At 74.2% G+C, this 18,957-nt stretch carries 17 protein-coding genes; 10 read left to right on the forward strand and 7 right to left on the reverse strand.

The window, feature by feature from the left end; translation table 11 throughout:
• Nucleotides 1-91: 91 nt before the first annotated feature.
• Nucleotides 92-1,036 carry an NAD-dependent epimerase/dehydratase family protein gene (locus tag ACGFX4_RS34715; RefSeq protein ID WP_393083274.1) on the reverse strand — a complete coding sequence of 315 codons (945 nt, stop codon included), beginning with the start codon at nucleotides 1,034-1,036 and terminating at the stop codon, nucleotides 92-94.
• Between the two features lie 79 nt (nucleotides 1,037-1,115).
• A complete protein-coding gene (locus tag ACGFX4_RS34720; RefSeq protein ID WP_393083406.1) occupies nucleotides 1,116-1,508 on the reverse strand; it encodes a PTS-dependent dihydroxyacetone kinase phosphotransferase subunit DhaM in 393 nt (130 codons plus the stop codon).
• A 368-nt stretch (nucleotides 1,509-1,876) separates the two neighbouring features.
• Between ACGFX4_RS34720 and ACGFX4_RS34725 the strand changes: the two genes are divergently transcribed.
• The 3 genes from ACGFX4_RS34725 (at nucleotide 1,877) to ACGFX4_RS34735 (ending at nucleotide 4,328) form a co-directional block, all read left to right on the forward strand.
• Nucleotides 1,877-2,101 (forward strand): DUF397 domain-containing protein, encoded by a 225-nt coding sequence (locus ACGFX4_RS34725; protein ID WP_393083277.1) that lies wholly within the window; start codon nucleotides 1,877-1,879, stop codon nucleotides 2,099-2,101.
• 605 nt (nucleotides 2,102-2,706) lie between these two features.
• Complete coding sequence (locus ACGFX4_RS34730; protein ID WP_393083280.1) at nucleotides 2,707-3,201, forward strand: hypothetical protein; 495 nt, start codon at nucleotides 2,707-2,709, stop codon at nucleotides 3,199-3,201.
• Nucleotides 3,202-3,209: 8 nt separating this feature from the next.
• Nucleotides 3,210-4,328: an acyl-CoA dehydrogenase family protein gene (locus tag ACGFX4_RS34735; protein ID WP_393083283.1), complete on the forward strand. Its 1,119-nt coding sequence runs from the start codon at nucleotides 3,210-3,212 to the stop codon at nucleotides 4,326-4,328.
• Between the two features lie 6 nt (nucleotides 4,329-4,334).
• Here ACGFX4_RS34735 and ACGFX4_RS34740 read toward each other — a convergent pair whose 3' ends face one another.
• The gene (locus tag ACGFX4_RS34740) at nucleotides 4,335-5,519 is read right to left on the reverse strand and encodes an aminoglycoside phosphotransferase family protein (protein WP_393083286.1); all 1,185 of its coding nucleotides are present in this window, start codon (nucleotides 5,517-5,519) and stop codon (nucleotides 4,335-4,337) included.
• A gap of 415 nt (nucleotides 5,520-5,934) precedes the next feature.
• Here ACGFX4_RS34740 and ACGFX4_RS34745 point away from each other — a divergent pair, with 415 nt between their 5' ends.
• The 3 genes from ACGFX4_RS34745 (at nucleotide 5,935) to ACGFX4_RS34755 (ending at nucleotide 9,895) form a co-directional block, all read left to right on the forward strand.
• On the forward strand, nucleotides 5,935-7,413 hold the full coding sequence (locus ACGFX4_RS34745) for a hypothetical protein (protein WP_393083289.1): 1,479 nt from the start codon (nucleotides 5,935-5,937) through the stop codon (nucleotides 7,411-7,413).
• Between the two features lie 285 nt (nucleotides 7,414-7,698).
• Nucleotides 7,699-9,126, forward strand: coding sequence for a HEAT repeat domain-containing protein (locus ACGFX4_RS34750; protein WP_393083292.1), 1,428 nt, complete (start codon nucleotides 7,699-7,701; stop codon nucleotides 9,124-9,126).
• A gap of 52 nt (nucleotides 9,127-9,178) precedes the next feature.
• The gene (locus tag ACGFX4_RS34755; protein ID WP_393083295.1) at nucleotides 9,179-9,895 is read left to right on the forward strand and encodes a DUF1775 domain-containing protein; all 717 of its coding nucleotides are present in this window, start codon (nucleotides 9,179-9,181) and stop codon (nucleotides 9,893-9,895) included.
• A 65-nt stretch (nucleotides 9,896-9,960) separates the two neighbouring features.
• On the opposite strand, the gene ACGFX4_RS34760 is transcribed toward ACGFX4_RS34755, so the two are convergent.
• Nucleotides 9,961-10,803, reverse strand: a complete 843-nt coding sequence (locus ACGFX4_RS34760; RefSeq protein ID WP_393083409.1) for an undecaprenyl-diphosphate phosphatase — start codon at nucleotides 10,801-10,803, stop codon at nucleotides 9,961-9,963.
• A 219-nt stretch (nucleotides 10,804-11,022) separates the two neighbouring features.
• Between ACGFX4_RS34760 and ACGFX4_RS34765 the strand changes: the two genes are divergently transcribed.
• The gene (locus ACGFX4_RS34765) at nucleotides 11,023-11,970 is read left to right on the forward strand and encodes an RNA-binding protein (protein ID WP_393083298.1); all 948 of its coding nucleotides are present in this window, start codon (nucleotides 11,023-11,025) and stop codon (nucleotides 11,968-11,970) included.
• A 72-nt stretch (nucleotides 11,971-12,042) separates the two neighbouring features.
• The gene (locus ACGFX4_RS34770; protein WP_393083301.1) at nucleotides 12,043-12,798 is read left to right on the forward strand and encodes an SDR family NAD(P)-dependent oxidoreductase; all 756 of its coding nucleotides are present in this window, start codon (nucleotides 12,043-12,045) and stop codon (nucleotides 12,796-12,798) included.
• On the opposite strand, the gene ACGFX4_RS34775 is transcribed toward ACGFX4_RS34770, so the two are convergent.
• Complete coding sequence (locus tag ACGFX4_RS34775; protein ID WP_393083304.1) at nucleotides 12,792-14,729, reverse strand: GNAT family N-acetyltransferase; 1,938 nt, start codon at nucleotides 14,727-14,729, stop codon at nucleotides 12,792-12,794. The two genes, ACGFX4_RS34770 and ACGFX4_RS34775, sit on opposite strands and share 7 nt — an antisense overlap.
• Before the next feature lie 153 nt (nucleotides 14,730-14,882).
• On the opposite strand from ACGFX4_RS34775, the gene ACGFX4_RS34780 reads away from it, so the two are divergent.
• On the forward strand, nucleotides 14,883-16,598 hold the full coding sequence (locus tag ACGFX4_RS34780; protein WP_393083307.1) for a glycerol-3-phosphate dehydrogenase/oxidase: 1,716 nt from the start codon (nucleotides 14,883-14,885) through the stop codon (nucleotides 16,596-16,598).
• Between the two features lie 6 nt (nucleotides 16,599-16,604).
• Here the strand turns inward: ACGFX4_RS34780 and ACGFX4_RS34785 are convergent, their stop codons facing one another.
• Nucleotides 16,605-16,988, reverse strand: coding sequence for a VOC family protein (locus ACGFX4_RS34785; RefSeq protein ID WP_393083310.1), 384 nt, complete (start codon nucleotides 16,986-16,988; stop codon nucleotides 16,605-16,607).
• A 123-nt stretch (nucleotides 16,989-17,111) separates the two neighbouring features.
• Entirely contained in the window at nucleotides 17,112-17,888 is a 777-nt protein-coding gene (locus tag ACGFX4_RS34790) for a 5-oxoprolinase subunit PxpA (protein ID WP_345696126.1), read from the reverse strand.
• A gap of 164 nt (nucleotides 17,889-18,052) precedes the next feature.
• Here ACGFX4_RS34790 and ACGFX4_RS34795 point away from each other — a divergent pair, with 164 nt between their 5' ends.
• Nucleotides 18,053-18,952, forward strand: a complete 900-nt coding sequence (locus ACGFX4_RS34795) for a hypothetical protein (RefSeq protein WP_393083314.1) — start codon at nucleotides 18,053-18,055, stop codon at nucleotides 18,950-18,952.
• Nucleotides 18,953-18,957 lie beyond the last annotated feature (5 nt).

Below are 18,957 nucleotides of genomic sequence, written 5' to 3' on the forward strand. Positions count from 1 at the left end.
ATGTCGCAATCCACACCTGGCCAGAAGGCCCTCACTCATTTCAAGATCACACCGCCGTGAACCCCGTCACCAACCTCCGTGGTCAGTACACCTAGGGCACCCGGACCTGGATCGTCCGGAACCACTCCGCCGTGCGCTCCAGGCCCTCCCGCAGCGGCACCGGAACGACCTGCGGGAAGAGCTCCCGCAGCCGCGCGTTGTCGGCCTGCGAGTCCCGGACGTCACCGGGCCTCGGGTCGACGTGCGCGCGCTCCACCGGCTGCCCGAGCACCTCGCCCATCAGCTCGATCAGCTCCAGCAGGTTGGTGCGCGTCCCGAACGCGAGGTTGACCGGATCCGCGCTCACCACCCGGCGCACCACCGCCTCGGAGATCACCTGGGCGACCGTGCCGACGTAGGTGAAGTCCCGGCTCTGCCCGCCGTCGCCGTGCACGGTCACCGGACGGCCGTCCAGCGCCGCGTCCAGGAAGGCCGGCACCACGGCCGCGTACGCGTGCCCGGCGGGCTGCAGCGGCCCGAAGACGTTGAAGAACCGCAGCGGCAGCACCCCCGTGCCGTAGCAGTGGTGGTACGCGCCGAGGTAGGACTCGGTGGCGAGCTTGGAGACCGCGTAGGGGCTCATCGGGACGGTGCGCATGGTCTCGCGCTTGGGCAGCTCCCGGTTGGCGCCGTACACCGAGGACGAGGACGCCGCCGCCACGTACAGCCCCCCGGCCCGGCGGGCCGCCTCCAGCACCTCCAGGGTGCCGGTGGCATTGGCGTGGTGGCTGGCCAGCGGATCGGCGACCGAGCGCGGCACCGAGGGCAGGGCGGCCAGGTGGACCACCGCGTCGGCGCCGGTGAACGCCTCGTCGAGCAGCTCCCGGTCGAGGATCGATCCTTCGTGGAAGGTGACGGCCAGGCCGTCGAGGTTGGACTTCCGTCCGGTGGACAGGTTGTCGAGGACCCGTACCTCCGTCACTTCGGGACGGGCCAGCAGGGCCCGGCAGAGATTGGCTCCGATGAAACCGGCACCGCCGGTCACGACGACACGCATACGGACAACTCCCCCCAAACACGGCCGAGTTTGGCCATACGGCGATCGTATCGACCGGCCGCTCCGCCGGGGCCGAAACTCAGCGTTTGCGCTGCCGGTACATCTCCTCCGCCGCGTCCAGCACCGCCGACAGGTCGCCGCCGGCGGTCGCGGTGACCACCGCCGCCACCGCGCCCTCCACGAACGGCGCGTCGGCGAACCTGACCGGAAAGGGCAGCCCGTGCTCGTCCGCCTCGGAGAGCAGCGCCAGCACGGTGTCCACCGCGGATCCGAGGTCGCAGAGCACCGCCACCCCGTGCCCCTGGTCGACCCGCCGGGCGGCGGCCGCGATCAGCACCGCGCTGGTGCCCGGCCCGTCCGCGATCGAGCCCCCGGTGGCCACCACCGGCGCGGGGTTGTCGGTGTTCGCCACCGCCAGCGCCAGGTCGCGGACGGCGTCGGCGACCTCCGCGCTGTGCGAGACCAGCAGCACCCCGACCCGGCCGTGCCCGGCCGGCCTGGTGGGTCGGGGGACGGCCGGTTTGGGCGCGGGCCGGTCGGCGGGCCGGGCGGGGTGCGGTGCGGAGGGGGCCGTGGTGATCGGGATGACGTCGGCGCGGGTTCCGTCCCGGCGGTCCATCGGCTGCTCCCTCGGGCCTGTCGCTGCGGAGGCTGGTGCGGCTCCCACACTCTCCCAGCCTGCCCGGCGCGCGCGGCCAGACACGCCCTAGCACAGCAGGTCGGGCGCCGTCGGCGGATCGGCGAAATCCCCCCGTGCGGGAGCGAGTCGGCGTCGATTGCGCCGTTCGGGGGAGGGGGCGTGGTTGGCTGGGCCTTCGCAACGATCGGGAGGAGCAGGAGATGACCGCCGACACGGCCGCCCGCGGCAAGGTGGAGCTGGACCTGACCGGCGCCGAGTGGCGCTCCGGCAGCCAGGGCGAGGGCGAGGTCCAGATCGCCTTCGTCGAGGGCTACATCGCGATGCGGGACGGGCGGGACCCGTCCGGGCCTGCGCTGATCTTCACCCCGGCGGAGTGGCGCGCCTTCGTCCTCGGCGCCCGGGACGGGGAGTTCGACCCGACCTGAACCACAGATGACGGTTGGGCGTGCACTGAGGTCACAAATGAATTCTGATGGTCAGAAACTTGTTGACTCTTCGACAAGGCCGGGACCACAGTGAGAGCAGGCAGACGCCGTGCCGACCGCCCCCACGCGGTCGAGCACGGCGCCCGCTGTGCTGCCCGTCGACGGCGCCGAGGACGGGCACTCCCTGCCCGGCCGCACCGAGGTGCGAAGCCCGTCGCTGCGGGAGCTGGCCCCGACGTCGAGAGCTACTCGACCGTGCGGGGCCGGGTGGCCCGGGATCCACACGCCCCCACGCGTTGGTGTTCCCCGGGCCGGGTCCGCGCGTGCGACGGGCTTGAGGGCCCACGCGAACCTGGCCTGTGGTGTGCATCGTTGCAGAAGTACTCGGGTGGTTCGCACGACTCTGTGCACAGTGAGGGACAGCGCGCAACTGCACGCGTGCGACAGACCACCCCCCGGTGGACCGAGTCCACAGCGGTCGTCGTGCTGAACCGAACGTAGCCCGGACGGTTGCTCAGAGTCAACATTGGTCCCTGAGCGTAGATCTCGGCCTGATCGCGGACCCGCGCGTCGGCCGGTCTGCACCCGGCACGTACGATGGTGTCATGTCATTCCTCCGCCGTCGCTCCGGCGCCCCCGTCGGCCCGGACTTCGACGTGCTCGCGATGGACCCGGGCGACTGGCCCGGCTACTTCGGGGCCATGATGATGACCGGCCCGGACGGCTCCTGCCAGGGCATCTTCCTGCGCTACGACCTGCTCGGCGGTCGCGGCCCGGCGATGCTGATCGGCAACCTGCCGGAGGGCTCGCCCGCCCGGGAGTCCGAGGACGGCGTGCCCTTCGAGGTCCGCCAGCTGCTCGAGGCGCTGGAGAGCGAGGAGCAGGTCGACTTCGTCTCGGCCGAGGACTTCCCCGTGATGCTCGGCGACGACCTGCTGATCGTGAAGAAGGTCAAGGTCAGCGAGGAGCGGCTGTACTGCTCCCAGTTCGGCCGCAGCGACGGCGTCCAGGTCACCATCGCCTCCTGGGACCGGCCGATTTCGGACGATCTCTACCAACTGCTGAAGCCGTTGCCGGCGGAGATGTTCAAGCAGGGCTGACCGCGGCCATGACGAAGACCGCCGCCACCGCCGTGCCCGCGCCGGACACCGCGCTCACCGCCTTCACCGGCCTGCCCCGGGTGGTCGACCTGCTGGCCGCCCGCGCCGGTGAGCACGACCGCGACGGAACCTTCCCGTACCAGGGCGTCGAGGCCGCGCACGGCGCCGGACTGCTCTCCCTGACAGTCGGTCAGCGCTACGGCGGACCGGGCCTCGGATTGCTGGACACCGTCCAATTGCTGGCCGCGCTGGCCCGCGGCGACGCCTCGGTCGCGCTGCTCGTCGCCCAGACCCTGCTGCTCCACGCCGAGCAGGCCCGTACCTCCGCCTGGCCGGCCGGGCTCTACCGGCGACTGCTCACCGAGTCGCGGCGCGGCCCGGCCCTGGTCGCCACCGTCCGCGCCTTCACCGCGAGCGCCGAACGGGACGGCGAGGGCTGGCTGCTGACCGGGCGTCTGCCGGGCGTGCCCGGTGCCGAGGCGCTCGCCTGGCTGGTGGTGGACGCACGCACCACCGAGCCGCAGCCGCGGCGCGGCCTGTTCCTGATCCGCGGCGACAGCCCCGGTCTGGAGATCGACCCCAGCCCCGAACTGATCGGCCTGCGGGCCGCCGCCGCGCACGAGGTCACCCTGGACGGTGTCCGGGTCGCCCGGGACGCGGCCGTCGGGCTCGCGCCCGTCGACACCGCCGCCGAGCAGGCCGGGACCACCGCCGCCTGGCGCGACCTGGCGCTCGCCGCCGTCCAGCTGGGCACCGCGCGGGCGGCGCAGGACTGGCTGGTCCGGCTCGTCGCGGCGCAGGCCGGCGGGGCCGAGCGCCACCGCCGGAGCCTGGGCGAGCTGGAATGCTCCCTGATCGGGGCCGAGGAACTCCTCAACGGTCTGGCCGTCCGGGTGGAGAAGGCGGATCCCGCTGCCCTCGGCCGTACCGCCGCCGGCCGTCTGCTGGTGGACCGGACGGCCGCCGCCGCCGTCCAGCAGACCGTCACCCTCGCCGGGGTGGCCGGGCTGAGCCACCGCCACCCGCTGGAACGGCACCTGCGCGACGTGCTCAGTGTCCGGGCCTTCGCCGCCCCCGAGGACACCGTCCTGGACGGGCTCGGGGCCGGCGCGCTGCTGCGGCGCTGAGTCGGCTCAGCGGGTGCCGACGGCCGCCCGGACCGCCCGGCGGGCCAGCGCCGCGTCGTCGTACAGCCGACGGATCATGATCCGCTGCTCCTCGCCCGCCCCCGGGACGTCGTGCAGCCGGATCTCCCGCATCAGCACCAGCACCAGGTTCACCAGGAAGGCGTCCCGGGCCATCGTTCCGCCGGACTGGGCGAGCTGGCTGATCTGCCGGCGCGCCGCGGTGTCGCCGGAGAGCACGCTCCACAGCACCGCCAGGTCGTAGCCGGGCAGGTACCAGCCGGCCTGCTCCCAGTCGAGCAGCACCGGGCCGGACGGCGCGAGCAGCATGTTGCCGAGCAGCGCGTCGCCGTGGCACAGCTGCCAGGGCACCGAGGCCAGGCCGTGCATCAGGCCGCGCAGGTCGCCGGCGTCCCGGTCGGTGAGCAGGCCGACCGAGTGGAACCGGGCGACCTCCAGCTGGTAGTCCAGCGGCTTGCCGAACACGTCGGTCGGCGGGCGCCACAGGTTGAGGGTGCGCACCGCGCCGAGCACCGCGCGGACCTCGCCCGGGGTGGGCGCGTTCACCGGGTGGCGCTCGCGGGAGGCGGGCCGGCCCGGGACGCGCTCCAGCACCAGCACGCAGCGGTCGTGGTCGGCCGCCACCAGCCGGGGCAGCCGCACCGGCGGACGGTGCCGCACGAACGCCCGGTACACCGCCACCTCGTGGTGGAAGCGCTCGACCAGCTGCTCGGCCTGCGGGCTGCGCAGGGCGCCAGGCGCCAGGCACTTGGCGACCACCGGAGCACGCCCGATGGTGCCCGCGACGAGGATGTGCCGGCTGCCCTCCCGCAGCACCTGGCGGGGGAGGAAGGCGGGACATATCCGCGCGATGTTGGCGAGCACGGCGCGCACCGCGGGCGTCTGCAGGGTGGCCGGGTCGATGCGGTCCACGAACGCCTCGGGCTGCCGGCCGGCCGGCAGCCGGCCGATGCCGGGCCGCAGGCCCTGCTCCACCGGGCGGGTCACCAGCGTGCTGGTGCGGGCCCGCGGGTCGCGCAGCTCGGTGGAGCGCGGCGCGGGACGGCCGCCGGCGGCGGTGGGCGGGCGCAGGCCGGTCCTGGCCTGGCCGAGGGTGTGGCGCGCGGTGCCTCCGTCGTTGGGGGTGATGGCGGTGGTCGACGGGCGGGCGCCGGTGCTGGCTGAGGAGTACATGGGGTGGTGAGGGTCCCTTCCTGGCCGACGGCGGTGATGCGGTGCGCCCGGTGGTGAGGTACCGGGCAGGTCGGGTGGGGTGCGGGCGCCGGGCACGGAAGCGGTCCGCCGTGCCGTCCGCACCCTGGGGAATGCGGTCGGCGCGACTGCCGCGCCATGCCCGATGCCTGCGCGCCACCCTGGCGCGCCACCCCTCGGTCCGAGTACGGGGCGGAACCGTTGACGGGCCGTCAGGTGAACAATGGGGCCTGTCTCCGGCCTCCCGGACCCGGGGTCGAGGTGGCGCATTCCTACCTGACACCGGATCGCCACTGGCACACCACGTAGCGGACCCTGGCGAACCCTGGCGAATGGTCGCGTGGCATGTGACAGAGCCATTAGTGTCGAAATCAGCCGAGGAACCTGGGGGCTTCACGTGACATCGAAGGGGCCGAACACCAGACTCGCCGACCTCTTCGCCCTGACCGGTTGGTCCAAGGGCGAACTGGCGCGGCTGGTCAACCGCCGAGGAGCGGCGATGGGTCAGCAGCAGCTGTCCACCGACACCTCGCGGGTGCGGCGCTGGATCGAGCAGGGGGAGATCCCCCGCGATCCGGTGCCGCGGGTGCTGGCCGCCGTGTTCACGGAGCGGCTCGGCCGTGTCGTCACCACAGAAGACCTCGGTCTGGAACGACACCGGCCCACCAGGTCCGGCACGACCCCCACATCGTCGCCGCCGTCGCCCTGGGCGCCGGATCGGACAGCCGCGGTCCTCACCGAGTTCACGGGAATGGACCTCATGCTGAACCGACGCGGTCTGGTCGGCGCGGGTGCCGCACTCGCGGCCGGCGCCGTCATCGCCGACAACCTCCACGACTGGCTCACCGGCGAGGACGTGGCGTACGCGGCCGGGCGTCCCGGCCCCCGCCACGTGATCACCCAGGGCGGCCCCGCCCCCGTCATCGACGTCTACGAACCCGGCCCGGTCGGCTACGACGAGGTGGCCGCCCTCGAACACTCGGTCGAGGTGTTCCGTGCCTGGGACGCCTCCCGCGGCGGCGGCCTCCAGCGCAAGGCCGTGGTCGGCCAGCTGAACGAGGTCGGCGGCCTGCTCACCCACCAGCACGCCCCCGCCGTCGAGCGCCGGCTCTGGACCGTCGCCGCCAACCTGGCGGTGCTGGCCGGCTGGATGTCCCACGACGTCGGCCTGGAGCCCACCGCCCAGCGCTACTTCGTGATCGCCGCGCAGGCCGCCAAGGAGGCCGACGACCGGCCCCGGGCCGGCGAGGCGATCTCCCGCGCCGCCCGCCAGATGCTCCACCTCGGCCGGGCCGACGACGCGCTGGAGCTGATGCGCCTGGCCCAGGCCAGCGCCGGCGAGCGCGCGCTGCCCCGCACCCGCGCCATGCTGCACACCGTGGAGGCCTGGGCCCAGGCCTCGCTCGGCCGCTCCGAGGCCACCCGCCGGGTGCTCGGCGAGGCCGAGGAGCTGTTCGTCCAGGAGGCCCAGGAGCCGCCGCCCAGCTGGATGCAGCTCTTCAACGAGGCCGAGCTGCACGGCATGCAGGCCCTGGTCTACCGGACCCTGGCCGAGCACGACCCCGGCGCCGCCCGGCTGGCCGAGCGGCACGCCAGGCTCGCCATCGAGCTGCGCCCCAAGGACGGCCGGGAGCGCTCCGCGCTGCTCGACCGGATCACCCTCGCCTCGGTCTACTGGATCTCCGGCGAGCCGGACGAGGCGCAGGTGCAGGCCAAGCTGGCGCTCGCCTCGATCAGCCACACCTCGTCCATGCGGACCTGGGACCGGCTGCGCGAGATGTACCGGCTCTCCGGCCGGTACCAGGGCGTGCCGGCCGTCGCCGAGCTGCGGGACGAGATCGACTCGGTGATGCCGGAGCGCCGCCGCCTGGTGTGACAGTGCCGCCGCCTGGTGTGACAGTTCTGTGTCAGTGCCGTCTCGTCCGTGTCCGTGCCGGCTCGAGTGGAATGTGAGGATCGCGGGGAAGGGTTTCCAGGGGAATATGCCGATCCGGTACGGAGGGTCCGCCTCCGGCCCCGGATCCGGTCGCCCTGTGTGCGGATCGGGCCCCCAGGCGGTAACCTTCGGTGATTCCGGCGCCCGGGCGCCTGAGCTGCACCGACCGACCCCGGCGACGGAAATCCCGTTGCCTCGACGACCGCCGCAACGGATGCTGACCTCATGTTCGAGCCAGTGATAGCGCCCAGCGCCAGCCTCCTCGGCCTCCTGCAGAGAGGCCGCGGTGACGGGCAGCTGCATGCGTTGGCAGCAGACCGCGACGAGGCCATTGCCGCCGTCGAGGCCTGCGTCACCGCCGACCCCCGCGCCGACTGGCAGGTCGAGAACCGCTCCTTGTACTACGCGCGGCTCTACATGGAGCTCGAGGCCCCCCTCACCGGCCTCGAACTCCACCTCAACTCCGTCGAGGACCTGGAGAACGACGACGACGCCCGCACCGGCCTCGCCCTCTCCGTCCTCGGCCACCTCGCCGCCTACGGGCGCCGCGACGCCCTCGACCTGCTGCGCGCCTACACCGCGACCGGCAGCAACTGGCCATGGGCCCTCGACGAACTCGCCCTGCGCGACGACGACGCCGCGCTGCTCGCCCTCGCCCCCGCCGTGCTCGCCCGCTTCCCGGAAGGCCCGGAGGGCGACGCCGAGCTGCGCGAGGTGATCCGCTCCGCGTACGAGCCCAAGCCCTGGCGGCTGTGGGCCGCGCACCACCCCCGGATCGCCGCCGCGAGCGAGCAGTCACCGTTCGACCTGTGGCAACGCCAACTCAACCGGCCCGGCGTCACCCCCGGCTGGTCCACCGCCGACGTCCTCGCCTGGGCCGACCAGGCCGACCCGGCCGGCGGCGGCTCCTCCGCCCTGGTCCGCCGGGCCGCCGCGGCCGCCCGCTGCCTGACCGCCGTGGTCCGCTCCGAGGACCGCCCGCTGCTGCTGGACGCCGCCGCGGGCAACGAGCCCGGCGCGCGGATCGCCGCCCTGCGGTACCTCGTCGAACAGCGCGACGAGGCGGTGGCCGACCTGATCGAGACGGCCGCCGCCGACTTCGACTGCCGGGTCGTGGCCGCCGCCCTGGAACTGCTCGGCCGGATGCGCGGGCCGCAGGCCCTCGCCCGCGCCCGCACCTGGGCCGACCCGGGGACGGGCGGTGCCGACAGCGCGCTCGGCGAGGCCGCCGTCCAGCTGCTCGCCGATGCCGGCGAACCGTGCGACGGCCCGCTGGTGGTCGCCGGCCTGCGGCACTGGATCTCGGTGCGCGGCGTGACCGGGGCCGGACTCGGCACCCTGGTCGACGGTGCGGGGCGGCTGGCCGCCGCCGCCGCCGTCCCCGCGCTGCGCCACGTGTACGGCGAGGCCGTCTCGTCCGAGCTGCGCGGGCGCGCCGCACAGGCGCTGTCGATCACCGACCCGCACTTCGGGCAGGGCCCGGCGGTCGAGTGCCTCTGGGACTGCGAGGAGTCCACCCGGGAGCTCGCCGCCCGCCACGTCACCACCACGGGCGACATCCGGGTGCTGGAGCGCCTGCGCCGGCTCGCGGCGGATCCCGCCGAGGAGGCCGAGGTGCACGAGGCCGTACGGGGACGACTCACCCGGGGCTGATACCCGCCGCTTCCCGCCTCGGGGCGCGCGCCAGCCTGTAGGGTCGGCTTCCATGCAGCGTTCCCGCCTTGTCGCCCGCGCCCTGATCCCGACGGCCGTGCTGGCCGGTGCCGTCCTGGTGGCCGGTCCGGCGTCCGCCCACGTCGAGGTGGAGTCCGCCACGCCGCAGGCGCTGGCCGTCGGCGCGGTGGTCGCCTTCGACGCCGAGGGCGAGTCGTCCACCGCCGGCATCACCGAGGTCAAGGTCGCGCTGCCGGCCGGGCTGACCGGCTCCGACGTGACGCTCGCCGAGGCGCCCACCGGCTGGGCGTTCGCCGCGACCGCCGACGGGTACACCGTCTCCGGTCCGGCCCTGGCGCCGGGCACGAACGCCGCGTACAAGATCAAGGTGCGGCAGCTGCCGGACGCCAAGGAGCTGGCGTTCAAGTCGCTGGTCACCTACTCCGACGGCCAGGTGGACCGCTGGATCGAGGTGCCGCAGAACGGCAGCAAGCCGCAGCACCCGGCGCCGGTCCTCACGCTCACCGCCGCCGCGCCGGGCGCCACCCCGCTGCCCGCGGCCGGTGCCGCCTCGCCGTCCGCCGCGGCCTCCGCGTCGGCCTCGCCGTCGGCGGCGGCGAGCAGCCCGGCCGCCGCGCCCGCGCCGGTGCCCGCGGCCGCTCCCGCCGAGAAGAAGTCCTCGGGCGGCGGCACCGTGGTGATCGCCGTGATCGCGGCCGCCGCCGTACTGACCGGCCTGCTGGTCTGGCGCCGCCGCGCCGCCCGCTGACCTGAACGCCCGAAGGGCCCGTCCGCACCGAGTGCGGACGGGCCCTTCGGGCGTTCAGGGCCGGGTCAGTGGACCGCGCCGGCGTTCGGCGCCAGCACGCCGCCGGTCACCAGGCCGATGATCAGGATGCCCAGCAGGATCCGGTAGATCACGAACGGCATGAAGCTGTTGTGCGAGATGTACTTCAGGAACCAGGCGATCGCCGCGTAGCCGATCGCGAAGGCGATCAGGGTGGCCAGGATGGTCGGCCCCCAGGCCGGTGCCGGACCCTCGCCGATCTTGAACAGCTCCAGCACGCCGGAGGCGAGCACCGCCGGGATCGCCAGCAGGAACGAGTACCGCGCCGCCGCCTCGCGGCTGTAGCCGAGGAACAGGCCGGCGCTGATCGTGCCGCCGGAGCGGGAGACGCCCGGGATCAGGGCCAGCGACTGGGCGGCGCCGTAGATCAGGGCGTGCGGGAAGGTCAACTGGTCGATCGTGCGGGCGTTGCGGATCGCCCGGGTGCGGTCCGCGACCGCCAGGATCACGCCGAAGACGATCAACGTGGTGCCGATGATCCGCAGGTCGCGCAGCTCGGTCTCGATGGTGTCCTGGAAGATCTTGCCCAGGATCCCGATCGGGAGCGTCCCGACGATCACGAACCAGCCCATCCGGGCGTGCGGGTCGCTGCGCAGCGCGGGCTTGAACAGCGAGCGCACCCAGGTCGAGACGATCGCGGCGATGTCCTTGCGGAAGTAGATCAGCACGGCCGACTCGGTGCCCAGCTGGGTCACCGCCGTGAACGCGGCCCCCGGGTCGTCCCAGCCCAGCAGCGCGGAGAAGACCCGCAGGTGGCCGCTGGAGGAGACCGGCAGGAACTCGGTGAGCCCCTGGATCAGGCCGAGGACGGCCGCGTGGAACCAGCTGATCACCGGGCACCCGCCAGGGGTATCCGTCGCTCGCAGTGCATGGGGACCGTTCCCGTCGTCGTGATTGGGGCGTGCTGCGCCGACACCCGGCCACGACGCGCAACGGCGCAGAGCACCGTCCGGCGCGGCTCGATGATAGTCGGTCGAGATGACCGGAGATCTTCCCGCATGGTCAAAATCCGGTATGACCCCGGAGGGCCGACCGCCTACCGTGTTCCGGTGCCCGAGATCCGCGTCCACCGCGTCACCAAGTACGACCCCGCCGACCGCGACGAGCGCGGCTTCTACACCGGCTCGCTCGACTCCGCCTGCGACGAAGGCCCGATCGAGGCCGCCTACCTGGAGACCCTCGCGGCCTTCGCCCGGGCCGCCGGGATCGACCGGCTGACCGTCCGCGACCCCGGCCTGTCGGGCCTGGTCCACTTCGGCCTCGGCCCGCTGCTGGAGGGCCACGGCCTCGCCGGGCTCTTCCCCGAGCCGGCCGCCTTCCACGACGGCGCCGAAGTCGACCTCGCCACCGCGGTCGAGCTGGTCCGGGTGATGCTGCGGGAGAGCGGCGCGTGGTGCCGTCTGGAGGCCGACGACCGGTTCTTCGTCCATGTCGGCTACGACCTGTACATGTACATCGGCACCACCGGGCCGTACGAGCCGGGCGTGCGCCGCGCCCAGGAGCTCGGGCTGTTCCCCGAACCGCTCACCGAATCGCCGTACGCCCCCGCACCCGACGGGAGCACGCCGGAGCCGCCCGCGGACGGCGCGTTCTGGGAGCGCGTACGGCGTGCGGTCGCGGCAGGGGAGGTGCAGCTGCTCGAAGAGGGGTTCGCCGGCGGTGCCGCGCGCTGGCACCGCCTCACCCCCGACACCGTGGACGCCGTGCGCGCCGGCCTCGCGCCCCGCTCACTCCTCGCGCTCTGGCCGGACACGCTCAGCGCCGACCAGGACGCCGTCCTCGGCGGGCTCGACCCGGAGAACCACCACCGCGTCCTGCGCGAACATGCCGACGGCCGGCTCACCACCTGCTGGATCGACCCGGAGGACCCGCAGGACATCGCCGCCGAACTCGCCGGCACCCGCCGCGTCGCCGCGGTCCCCCACGAACCGGGCCCGCCGCTCGTCGCCGTCCTGCCCGACCCCGACGGCGTGGTCCGCGTCCGCGGCACCACCTGAACCGGTGACAATCCGCCGGTCGCGGCGGCGCGCGGGCCATCCTGGTGGCCGGACGGCACCCGGGAGGGGCGGATGAGCGGCGGACGGCTCGCGGGCAAGGCAGCGGTGATCACGGGGGCGGCGCGCGGCATCGGGCGGGCGACCGCCGAACTGTTCGCGGCCGAGGGCGCGCGGCTGGTCCTCACCGACGTGGACGGGCCGGCGCTGGAGGGCCTGCGCCTCCCGGGCGCGGAGGTCCGGACGGTGGTCGGCGACGTCGCCGAGCCGGCCGACGCGCGGGCGATGATCGAGGCCGCCGTGGACGCGTACGGGCGGATCGACGTCCTGGTCGCCAACGCCGGGGTGATCCCGCTGAAGAACGTGCTCGACGCCACCCCCGAGGACTGGGACCGGGTGATGGCCGTCGACGGCCGCGGCATGTTCCTGACCTGCAAGTACGCGATCGAGCGGATGGCGGCCGACGGCGGCGGGTCGATCGTCTGCCTGTCCTCGATCTCCGGCCTCGCCGGGCAGGCGGACCAGGCGGTCTACGGGCCGGCGAAGTTCGTCGCCACCGGCCTGACCAAGCACCTGGCCGTCGAGTGGGCGGCCCGCGGCATCCGGGTCAACGCGGTGGCCCCCGGCACCATCCGCACCGACCGGGTCCGGGCCCTGTCCGACGAACCGGGCGGGCCCGAGTACCTGGAGGCGATCGAGCGCCTGCACCCGATGGCCCGGCTCGGCGAGCCGTCCGAGGTCGCCGCCGCCATCCTCTTCCTCGCCTCCGACGAGGCGTCGTTCGTCACCGGCGCGGTGCTCCCCGTCGACGGCGGCTACCTGGCTCAGTGAGCCGGCCCGAGCCGGATCCTCCGCCGGGCCCAGTCGATCTCGCGGAGGACCACGGTGATCTCCGCCCCGGGCTCGACGGTCCGGTCCGGCAGCATCCCGGTTGTCCCGGGCGCCAGCCGGACGATGACGCCGAACGGATAGACGTGGACGACTTCGCCCCGGATCGGCTTACCGGTCCGGTGGTCGAGCGCGAATCGCATCCAGGGATCCGGTCGCAGGGCTTTCATCGACAGATCGACTCGTTCGAACGCCCAGTCCACGCGCAGGACCTTGGCGGAGACCCGCCCTCCGACGGGTGCCACCTCGTCCAGCGAGTCGAAGTGCTCCCAGGACATCTCGGGCACCCGCAGCCAGCCCAGCCACTCCCCGCACGGGCCGTCCAGGTCCACGCGCACGGCGATGTCGTGCAGCCCGGTCGCCACCGTGCCGGTCACCACATCCCCCTCGCGCAGCGAGCCCAGCACCGCGCGCCGCCGGTCCGCCCGAGTGGGATTGGTGCGCCGCCGCGCCCGGACCACGCCGTCGGCGTCGGGCAAGACACCGGCCAGCAGCGGCCGTCGCCCGGTGGGCTCCAGGGGGACCAGACCGGCCCGCCGTCCCGGATGGTCGGGGATCCGGCCCGACGGCCGGCCCATCCACCTCTCGGCGATCTCCTGGTGGAACCGCCCGTCCGGCTCCTGCTGGACCAGCAGGTTCACGCCCTCCACCACCTGCACAGCATCCCGGACCGCCGCGAGGTCCTCGCTCAGGTCCGGCCACACGGCCAGCCGGGCCCGCGGCGCGAGCATCGCCCGCACCTTCGCCACGTCCGCCGCCCAGCTCAGCCGGTGCCAGCGGCGGGCGTGCGCGACGTACTCCTCCTCCAGCAGGACCGGGCCGCGCTCGGCGAGCAGCAGGTGCAGCCGCACCCAGAACCCGCCCGCCGCCGCAGGCTGCGGCTGTGCCACGTCGGACTCCGGGGCGTAGAGGGAGCCCTCCACCCGCTCGACCGTCAGCCCCTCGCGCCCGGCCGGGGCCGGACCGCCTCCCAGGTAAAGGTCGTCCTCCTCCCCGACGTGCAGGAAGAAGCCGTCCCCGGTGTGCAGCCGACACCAGCCGCCCTCGCGGGTGAGCATCGTCCGCAGCAGCTCCAGCGCGGTCGCCCGGTCCACCCGCGCGCCGTCGTGACAGCCCTCGGGCCAGGCCTCGGCGCGGCGGTACCACGGCACGAAGTCGAAGAAGCCCTCCGCCATCGGGCTGTCGACCAGCAGCTCCGCCACCCCGGCCGCCGTGAGCCACCCGTCGACCAGCTCCACCACCGTCTCGGCGAGCCGCTGCCGCTCCGGCCACGAGGCGACGGGCCGCGCCGGGGTGATCCGGTGGACGGGGGCCCACTCCTCGCGGGTCAGCCCGTACACCACGTCGCCGTGCTCGGCGCCCTCGATCGGGTCCGGCCAGTCGACGTGGAAGGTCCGCTCGTACCGCAGCCCGGCGCGCTCCAGCACCCGGCGGGAGGCGGTGTTCACCGCCATCGTGGTGGCCACCACGCGCTCGGCCGCCAGCTCGGTGAAGGCGGAGCGGACCAGCGCCCGGGCGCCCTCCGTCGCCAGCCCCCGGCCCCAGGCGGAGGGCAGCAGGCGGTAGCCGATCTCCAGGCCGCCGTCCGGCCCACCCTCCAGGCCGACGCTGGTGGCGGGCCGCAGCGAGAACCAGCCGACGAACGCACCCCGTTCGACCGCCGCCCAGCAGCCCAGTCCGGCCGGCAGCTCCTCGTACGCGCGCAGCAGCGCGGGCAGCGTCCGGTCCGCCACCGTCCCCCGGGGCACGGGGCGCCCGTCGTCGAGGTGGCGCATCACCTCCGGGTCGCCGTGCAGCTCCGCCAGCGCGTCCAGGTCCGCCGGCGTGAAGCGGCGCAGCACCAGCCGCTCGGTGACCAGTCGTACGTCGTCCATCCGGCGAGCACACCAACCGCGACCCCGGCGGCGCAAACGGATTACCCGCGGAGCCCGGACGGCGGTTGACACCGGCCCAGCGGTTGACGTCCCCGCCGCCGGGCCGTCGACTGAAGCTGCCGCCCGTCCGCCGCCACCGCGAGGAGAGTCGCCGTGAAGCCTGTCGCCCTGTCACCCCGGGCCCGCGAGGAGGCGCTGACCGCCCTCGGCTCCGGCACCGAACTGGACGTGCTGGTGGTCGGCGGCGGCGTGGTCGGCGCGGGCTGCGCGCTGGACGCCGTGACCCGGGGCCTGACCACCGGCCTGGTGGAGAGCCGCGACTGGGCGAGCGGGACGTCCTCCCGCTCCAGCAAGCTGATCCACGGCGGGCTGCGCTACCTGGAGATGCTGGACTTCCGGCTGGTCAAGGAGGCACTGCAGGAGCGCGCCCTGCTGATCCAGCGGCTGGCCCCGCACCTGGTCCGCCCGGTGAAGTTCCTGTACCCGCTGAAGCACCGGGTCTGGGAGCGCCCGTACGTCGGCGCGGGCGTGCTGCTCTACGACACCATGGGCGCCACCTCCGGCACCTCGCGCGGCCTGCCGCACCACCGGCACCTGAGCCGCCGTCACGCGCTGCGCGAGTTCCCCGCGCTGCGCCCCGACTCGCTGGTCGGCGCGGTGCAGTACTACGACGCGCAGGTGGACGACGCCCGGCACACCATGACCATCGTCCGCACCGCCGCCGCGTACGGCGCCCTGGTGGCGAACCGGACCAAGGTGGCGCGCTTCCTGCGGCAGGGCGAGCGGGTGACCGGCGCGGTGGTGGTCGACCTGGAGACCGGACGCGAGTTCGAGGTGCACGCCAAGCAGGTGATCAACGCGACCGGCGTGTGGACCGACGACACCCAGGCGCTCGCCGTCCACCGCGGGCAGTTCCACGTCCGTGCGTCCAAGGGCGTGCACATCCTGGTCCCGCGGGACCGGATCAACGCCCGCTCGGGGCTGATCCTGCGCACCGAGAAGAGCGTCCTGTTCGTCATCCCGTGGGGCCGGCACTGGCTGATCGGCACCACCGACACCGACTGGGACCTGGACAAGAACCACCCGGCGGTCAGCTCCAGCGACATCGACTACCTGCTCGACCACGTCAACGAGGTGCTCTCCACGCCGCTCTCCCGCGACGACGTCGAAGGCGTCTACGCCGGCCTGCGCCCCCTGCTCGCCGGGGACGCCGCCGAGACCAGCAAGCTCTCCCGCGAACACCTGGTCGGCCACCCCGTCCCCGGGCTGGTGGTGATCGCCGGCGGCAAGTACACCACCTACCGGGTGATGGCCAAGGACGCCGTCGACGAGGCCGTACGCACCCTGGACGGCGCCCGCCCCGGCCCGTCCGTCACCCACGACGTGCCGCTGCTCGGCGCCGAGGGCTACCAGGCGCTGTGGAACCGGCGGCAGAACCTCGCCGCCGAATCCGGCCTGCACGTCGCCCGGATCGAACACTTCCTGCACCGCTACGGCTCACTGATCGGCGAGCTGCTGGACATCGTCAAGGCCGACCCGGCGCTCGGCGAGCCGCTGCCCGGCTCCGACGACTACCTGCTCGCCGAAGCCGTCTACGCCGTCACCCACGAGGGCGCGCGACACCTCGACGACGTCCTCACCCGGCGGACCAGGTCCTCCATCGAGTCCTGGGACCGCGGCGTGGCCGCCGCCGAGACCGTTGCCGCCCTGATGGCCGGCCCGCTCGGCTGGGACGCCCAGCAGCTCGCCAACGAGGTCGAGCACTACCGCAAGCGCGTCGAGGCCGAACTCGAGGCGCAGCGGCAGCCCGACGACGTCACCGCCGACGCGGCCCGGCTCGGCGCGCCGGACATCGTCCCGCTGCACTGAGACCGCTCAGCCCGCCACCTCCCAGATGTGCCCCGCCGGGTCGCGGAACGCCGCGGTGCGGATGCCCCACGGCCGGTCCACCGGACCGTTCAGCAGCTTCACCCCGTGCGCCGCCAGGCGCTCGCACACCGCGTCCACGTCCGGCACGTTCAGCGTCAGCTGGAACCGCGCCCCGGCCGCCGGATCGGCCAGCCCGGCCGGCTCGATCAACTCCGGAACGGCCGCCGTCGTCAGCAGGTTGATCAGCAACCCGCCGAAGTCGAACACCGTCGAGTTGGGGTCCTCGAACATCACCGGCAGCTCGAACACCTCCTGGTAGAACCGCCGCGCCTCCGCCAGGTCCTCGACGAACAGCGTCACCGCTCCGACCCGCTGCACCCACGACTCCACAGCCGTCCTCCGTCCGTTCGGTCCGTCCCCGCGGACGCTACGCCCACCCACTGACAACCCGTCAGCCCGTGGGCCCGGCAACGAGGTCGGAGGGTGAGAACCGGCCGTGGTGACGGCCGACTGTCAGACGAAGGGCTCGACGCGGACGCCCGCGGAGGCGAGGGCGCCGCGGACGCGCCAGGCGAGTTGGGCGGCGCCCGGGGTGTCGCCGTGGACGCAGAGGGAGCGGGCCTCGACCGCGACCGGTTCGCCGCCGACGGCGGTCACCGCGCCGTCGCGGGCGATGCCCACCGCGCGGGCGATCACCGCCTCCGGGTCGTGCACCACCGCGTCCGGATCGCGCCGGGGCACCAGCGTGCCGGCCCAGGTGTACGCCCGGTCGGCGAACGCCTCGGCCACCACCGGCAGTCCGACGCCCTCGGCGACCGCCAGCAGCCGCGAGCCGGGCAGGCCGAGCACCGGCAGCGGGCCGTCGCAGACCGCACCCGCCCGGAGCACGCCCGAGACCACCGCCTCCGCCTGCTCGTTGTCCTGCACCACCCGGTTGTACAGCGCGCCGTGCGGCTTGACGTAGGACACCCGCGAGCCGGCCGCGCGGGCGAACACCTGCAGGGCGCCGATCTGGTACGCGATCTCGTCGGCGAGCTCCTCCGGCGGGACGTCCATCGCCCGCCGGCCGAAGCCGGCCAGGTCGCGGTAGGAGACCTGGGCGCCGATCCGCACGCCGCGCTCGGCGGCCAGCGCGCACACCCGCCGCATGGTCGACGGGTCGCCCGCGTGGAAGCCGCACGCCACGTTGGCGCTGGTGACCACGGACAGCAGCGCCTCGTCGTCGGTCAGCGTCCAGCGCCCGAACCCCTCGCCGAGGTCCGCATTGAGGTCAATCACCGCATCGGTCACGCCGCGCCCGCCTTCCACCGCATCCTGCTGGTGATCGTAGAGCCTGACCGACACCCCGAACGCGCCCCCGGATCAAGCGTGCACGAGGTTTTACAAACGCCGGTACGCGATCATTGCCGAGGACGCGGCGCAGGGGCGTTCCGGTTCTTCGGGGGAGTGGCGACATGGCGTACGGGGTCTTCCCGCTGAGCTTCGAGGTGCGGGCCGAGGACGGCTCGTGGACGGTCGACGCGGCACCCGTCGGGATCGCCGAGGCGGTCGACCTGCTGGTGGCGGCGGCCGGTCCGCAGGCGGTGGTGACCGACCTGGCGACCGTCAGCTTCCTGGACGAGGACCTCCGCCAGTGGGACGCCTCGCGGATCGCCGCCGAGCAGGGCATCGGCCACCCGGTCGTGCACCGCCTCGGCGACTGGGCCGCCGGCACCACCGTCCTCGGCACGGAACTGCTGGTGCTGGACAGTACGGCGTTGCCGCTGCTGCTGGACGGCAGTTGGTCGCCGTACCAGCTGGGCCTGCTCGACCTGCCCGCCGTCCCGACCCCGGACCGGCTGGACGAGCTCGCGCTCACCCTCGGGACCGCCGTCTTCGACCGGCCGGTGCTGCCCGCGCTGGCGGACTCCCGGCTTTACGCCACCAGCCACGACGACCGCTTCCTCGCCGTCGAGACCACCGACCCGGCGCTCCCCGCCGCGCTGTTCGCCCGGCTGCTCGCGCTGACGGCGGGCTCGGCGCTGGTCGAGGCCGCGCAGGCCGACCTGCCGGCGGCCGACGTCGCCCGGACGGCGATCGGGCGGCCGGTACTCGGAGGTACGGCGGTGGCGTGGCCCGGCTCGGGCACCTCCGTGGTCGTCCCCGAACCGCCCGCCGAGCTCGTCGCCGGGCTGATCGACCGTCACCCCCGCTGGTACGCCACGGTCGCCGGGTGCGGCCGGACGGAGGTGACCCTCGACCTCGTCGCCGTCGACCGTCCCCGGCGCCCGGGCGAGGCCGCGCCCACCGGGCCGCGGCTCCGCGTCGTCCTCGACCTGGGCGCCGAGGCCCCGGGCTGGTCGGTGCGCCCGTGAGCGGG

This window comes from Kitasatospora sp. NPDC048365, from assembly GCF_043200835.1.
In the GTDB taxonomy this organism is placed as follows: domain Bacteria; phylum Actinomycetota; class Actinomycetes; order Streptomycetales; family Streptomycetaceae; genus Kitasatospora; species Kitasatospora terrestris.